Raw genomic sequence first — 4,249 nt, 5'->3', positions numbered from 1 at the left:
GTAAAATAAAAAATGACAACTAATTTTAGAAAAAATATTCTCGACACCCGCATATTGTGTCGCAATACATCCCACAGCTAAAGCAATCGATGCTCTTTGCGAAGTTGTTGTAAAAAGTAGAACTATTGAAAAATAGACTTATAAAACACGGAGAGAGAGGGATTTGAACTCTAACTATTTAAGTTTTTTACCTAAATCTTAGCTTTATAACCTCAATTTATCTCACTTAATCTTATATTTGAGAATAGAATGAGAATAAAGTGAGCATAAAATGACTATAAACCAAAAATACATTATTAAGGCTATTACAGCGATTAATGATGAGATAACTAAGCATGATACTCTCAAAAACAAGATAGGCTATGAAATATCATTAGAATATTTTAATATAACTAAAAAGTTGACTATCACGGGTTGTGGTATGGTTAAGCAAAATAATAAAATCTATTTGCAATTTAAACCGCCAACTGAAAAACGTGGTAAATTTCCCTGTAATGAATTAATCAGTAAAGATGGTTGTATTAATGCTTTAGCTAAGAGTTACGCCGTTGTTGATCATCTCAAAAGTTTTGATAAAATAACTGATTTTTGGCAATGGTATAACTTAGAAATTAAAGAACAAAAAGAAACTAAAAATGACATTCTTTTAATCAAAGATGCTATAAATTTGGTCAGAGAAAATTATTTTAATGGTACTCATAATGGTATTAAAAGAAGTGATCCAAATTTTAAAACTAACTTTGAAAGTAACTATGATAAAACTTATGATAGAACTTATAAACAATTAAATAGATTAGGTGAGCAACGTTTATCTGCTAAAGTTTTGATAGATTTTTTAAACAATAATTACAGCAATCTAAAATTTTCTAAAAATGAATGTAGTAAAGGATTTTTAACACATAAAAATAACTGTCAAAAATTATTCATTGATTGTAAATTAACTGATGAGTTAACCATCTTTCAAGATGAATTTAAAAACCTTAAAGTAGTTAAAACACAAATACAGCAAGAATTATCATTAAAAGATTATTTGGAATTAAGACAATTAATTTTAGATGATGCTAAAAATAATATTGAAATTGAGTCACGAATCAAAACTTTTAATGTTATTTCTATTAACTTAATTTACGGCTTTCGTGGTAGTGAATTTTGGGCAATTCAAAACTTAAATGAATCATACCAGTATAGTGGTAAAACCTTTAAAGCATTAAACGATCCTACCAATAACCATAATATTGCAGTTTTATCTGATTATTTTACTATTACTGATGATCAAGGTAATCAACATAAAATTACTGTAAAAACTGGCGATCGTATAGCAGTGCCTATGATTCACCCTGATTATCCTAATTTATGGGAATTGTTAGATTTAAAGGGTAAAGAAATTAAAAAACATTTACCAGTACCAAGTGCTAATAGTAAACCTAGCAGTATAGCTGAATGTTGTATGAAAGTATTGGTTTCAAGATTAACCAGTTATAGTAAAAAATTACCTCATAAATTTACTCAAACTCATGCTCTAAGACACTTAGCTAATTATCACGGTAAACTTTTAGGATTAACCAGTGAGCAACGGGCTAAATCTTTAGGTCATTCAGTTACAATGAATGAGAATGTTTACAATCAACATTTAAACATTGATGATGAGATTAATTTGCTTACTGCTAAAATATCACCTCAATCAAAAATCAATGAATTAGAAATTGAGAATAAGCACCTTAAAGAAGAAAATATGTTTCTCATTAAAGAAATAACAGAGTTAAAAATAGAACTTGAAAGGTTAAAAGGCAATACCAATATCACTAAATTATTCTAACCATATCTTTATCTCAAGTTACTGTTTTAACTGTTTTTAACTATTTCCAACCCTTTAAGGTTCGGAAGTCAATTAAGACTCGTTCCCTTGTTCAAAAGTTTATTTACGTCTATTGCTATAGCTTTAGCAGGAGATTCTACTCCACCATATCGGGGTAATTTGGGTAAAGTCTCAATAACTTTTTACACAGATAACATAAGCTCTATAACGTCTTATAGAGTCATTAATTTTGTTCATAAAATCTTCTGTGCATATTTTGACCATAGGTGTTTGTATAAGCACTGATAGTTTAGAAAAATAAAAAATCACTCAATTACGACCCTTTAAAGGACGGAAAATGTACAGGAAGTTAAAACCCTTATAAATTAGTTATTTTACCTTCGTACTTTTTGGCAATTATTTGTAAAATTTCCTAACCTTTTCCTGCGGTCGGCTACGGTCGGCAACAGTTAGGACACTACAGTGACTTATTCTTAACTTTTGCTACGGTCGGCAACGGTTAGCAACGGTTAGCAACTTATTCTTAACTTTTCCTGCGGTTAACTACCATTAGCAAAATCCTGTTTACTTTTCCCATTAATCCCTATGGTTAAATACCCCTTCCAAAAATTTCCTAACTTTTCTCTCAAATAGCTACGATCGGCAAAATGTTCTTAAGTCTTTTTTTCTTTTCCCATTACTTCATTAGACTTGCTATATTTTGTTAACAAGTCTTTTCCTTTTCAATATTTCATAAGAGATATGATTCTAATGATAAATTAGCTTATAATTTCTCAACTAACTTTTTAATATCTGAAATTAATTGACCGCTACCGTTACTTCTATAGCCTTTTTCTTTACTCTCAATCTTGTCTAAAATATCTCTTAATTTCACTTGTAAGGGTGAATTATCAGATTTACCCATGAAGTAATCCTTAGCTAAATTTTCAAGCAATCCTGATACATTTCCCGTTGTTTTTAATTGCTCATAAACATCATGGTCAATAGTGACGTTTAATCTTTTCTTGGGTACATCACCTTGTAATCTATTATTAGGTTTTAATGCCTTAATAGAGTTCTCATTTACATTTTTCTTTAAATATCCCATAAGCCTTTTATTGAATATATGCAATCAGATAATGTGCATATATAAATAATAACATCTAATCAGTTAATCTGTATTTGTAATCAGAGTAAAAATAGTATTATGTTTACTTTGTAAGTTTTGATTCTCTGATAGCTGATAAATAAGACGTTTAAGATATATACGTCTTATTTTAATGTAATTATTGCTATGCTTATGATTAATCAGTTAGTCTGTATAATGGGTAAATGAGCAAAATAAGGGCAAATTAGATAACTTTTAAGTTTTATCTTTTGTACGCTGTAAAGTTTTTCTGCATTTATCTGAGCAAGTTTTTTTTGTTACTTTTTTTGGAATAAATAATTGTCCACATACTAAGCACTGTTTTTCTTGTTGTGTATTTTTGTTTTTTTGATAATAAGTTTGATTGTAAATTTTCTTAGTATAAGAACTTATTTTTGGTTTGATAGTGCAATCATTACAACTTTTAGCTCTCTTACTTTGACAATAATAAAATTTGCCACAATGACAAATTTTTAAATACTCGCTAGTATGACCTCTACCACTATAAATACTAGGGGTAAAGACTCTATCTTTATAAACATAAGGTGGATTTTCTTCTACAAATTTATCTCTGACAAAACCTATTATTTTCTTTCTTAATTCATTTAACAATTTTCTACTTGACTCATTATAGTTACTCCAAATAAACTCTATTAAAAAATAATAGCTATCAGTTCCCTCATGGTATCCTGTCGGTAATTCATAACCTTGATAGACAAATTTATTATTACAAAAACTAAGTTCTTCAAATACTTTTTTATCTAAGTTGACTTTAACCATTGTCACAATATTTTTAGAAATGTGTACCATAGTTCTCATTTCTTATTTTACCGTGACAATAAATCATAAATTAATCGCTCATTTTTGATTATTCATTTTGAATAACCAGTAAAATTTACCAGTAAATTGGTTAACAAGTTGTTATAAAGTTTATATCCTAAAATAGGATTGCAAAATGCTATAGCGTTTCACTAAAAACCTTATAAATACTAGGTGAAAAGATACTTTAATTTGAGTAAATAGATGACTGTAACGCTATACCCTGAGCAGAGGATAGCTTTACAACTTGCTAAGTCAAATGGTCAAATTTAACCATTTATTATTACTAGACAAATTTCACCATTTATGTAGCTAATACATTTTTATTTTCTGCTGATATAATAGGTTGTATACTTTCATTGTTTTTTCTCTTACTCCTATGATGAATCTAAAATTGGGCATTAAAAAAGCCCTTGCAATGAAGGGCTAACAACAGTTAACAAAAATTTACTTAATTCTTTTTAAAATTACTCATTTATAATGCTAAA

General features: G+C 28.2%; 3 protein-coding genes. 1 reads left to right on the top strand and 2 read right to left on the bottom strand.

Going from position 1 to position 4,249, the window contains the following annotated elements; translation table 11 throughout:
* Positions 1-271: 271 nt before the first annotated feature.
* Positions 272-1,816 (top strand): hypothetical protein, encoded by a 1,545-nt coding sequence (locus tag ACN4EE_RS22135; RefSeq protein WP_431708684.1) that lies wholly within the window; start codon positions 272-274, stop codon positions 1,814-1,816.
* A gap of 763 nt (positions 1,817-2,579) precedes the next feature.
* Here ACN4EE_RS22135 and ACN4EE_RS22130 read toward each other — a convergent pair.
* Both ACN4EE_RS22130 and ACN4EE_RS22125 read right to left on the bottom strand, forming a co-directional pair.
* Entirely contained in the window at positions 2,580-2,903 is a 324-nt protein-coding gene (locus ACN4EE_RS22130) for a type II toxin-antitoxin system CcdA family antitoxin (protein ID WP_431708683.1), read from the bottom strand.
* A gap of 255 nt (positions 2,904-3,158) precedes the next feature.
* Positions 3,159-3,752, bottom strand: coding sequence for a hypothetical protein (locus tag ACN4EE_RS22125; RefSeq protein ID WP_431708682.1), 594 nt, complete (start codon positions 3,750-3,752; stop codon positions 3,159-3,161).
* Positions 3,753-4,249: the final 497 nt, after the last annotated feature.

This window comes from Geminocystis sp. CENA526 (assembly GCF_050753365.1).
Classification (GTDB): domain Bacteria; phylum Cyanobacteriota; class Cyanobacteriia; order Cyanobacteriales; family Cyanobacteriaceae; genus Geminocystis.
The sequence above is the reverse complement of the archived record's forward strand: the minus strand, read 5'-3'. Positions and strand labels throughout refer to the sequence as shown.

Bases quoted from the DNA above. Each gene is read 5' to 3' on its own strand.
- ACN4EE_RS22130 (WP_431708683.1), bottom strand. From the start codon at position 2,903: ATGGGATATTTAAAGAAAAATGTAAATGAGAACTCTATTAAGGCATTA.
- ACN4EE_RS22125 (WP_431708682.1), bottom strand. From the start codon at position 3,752: ATGGTACACATTTCTAAAAATATTGTGACAATGGTTAAAGTCAACTTA.
- ACN4EE_RS22135 (WP_431708684.1), top strand. From the start codon at position 272: ATGACTATAAACCAAAAATACATTATTAAGGCTATTACAGCGATTAAT.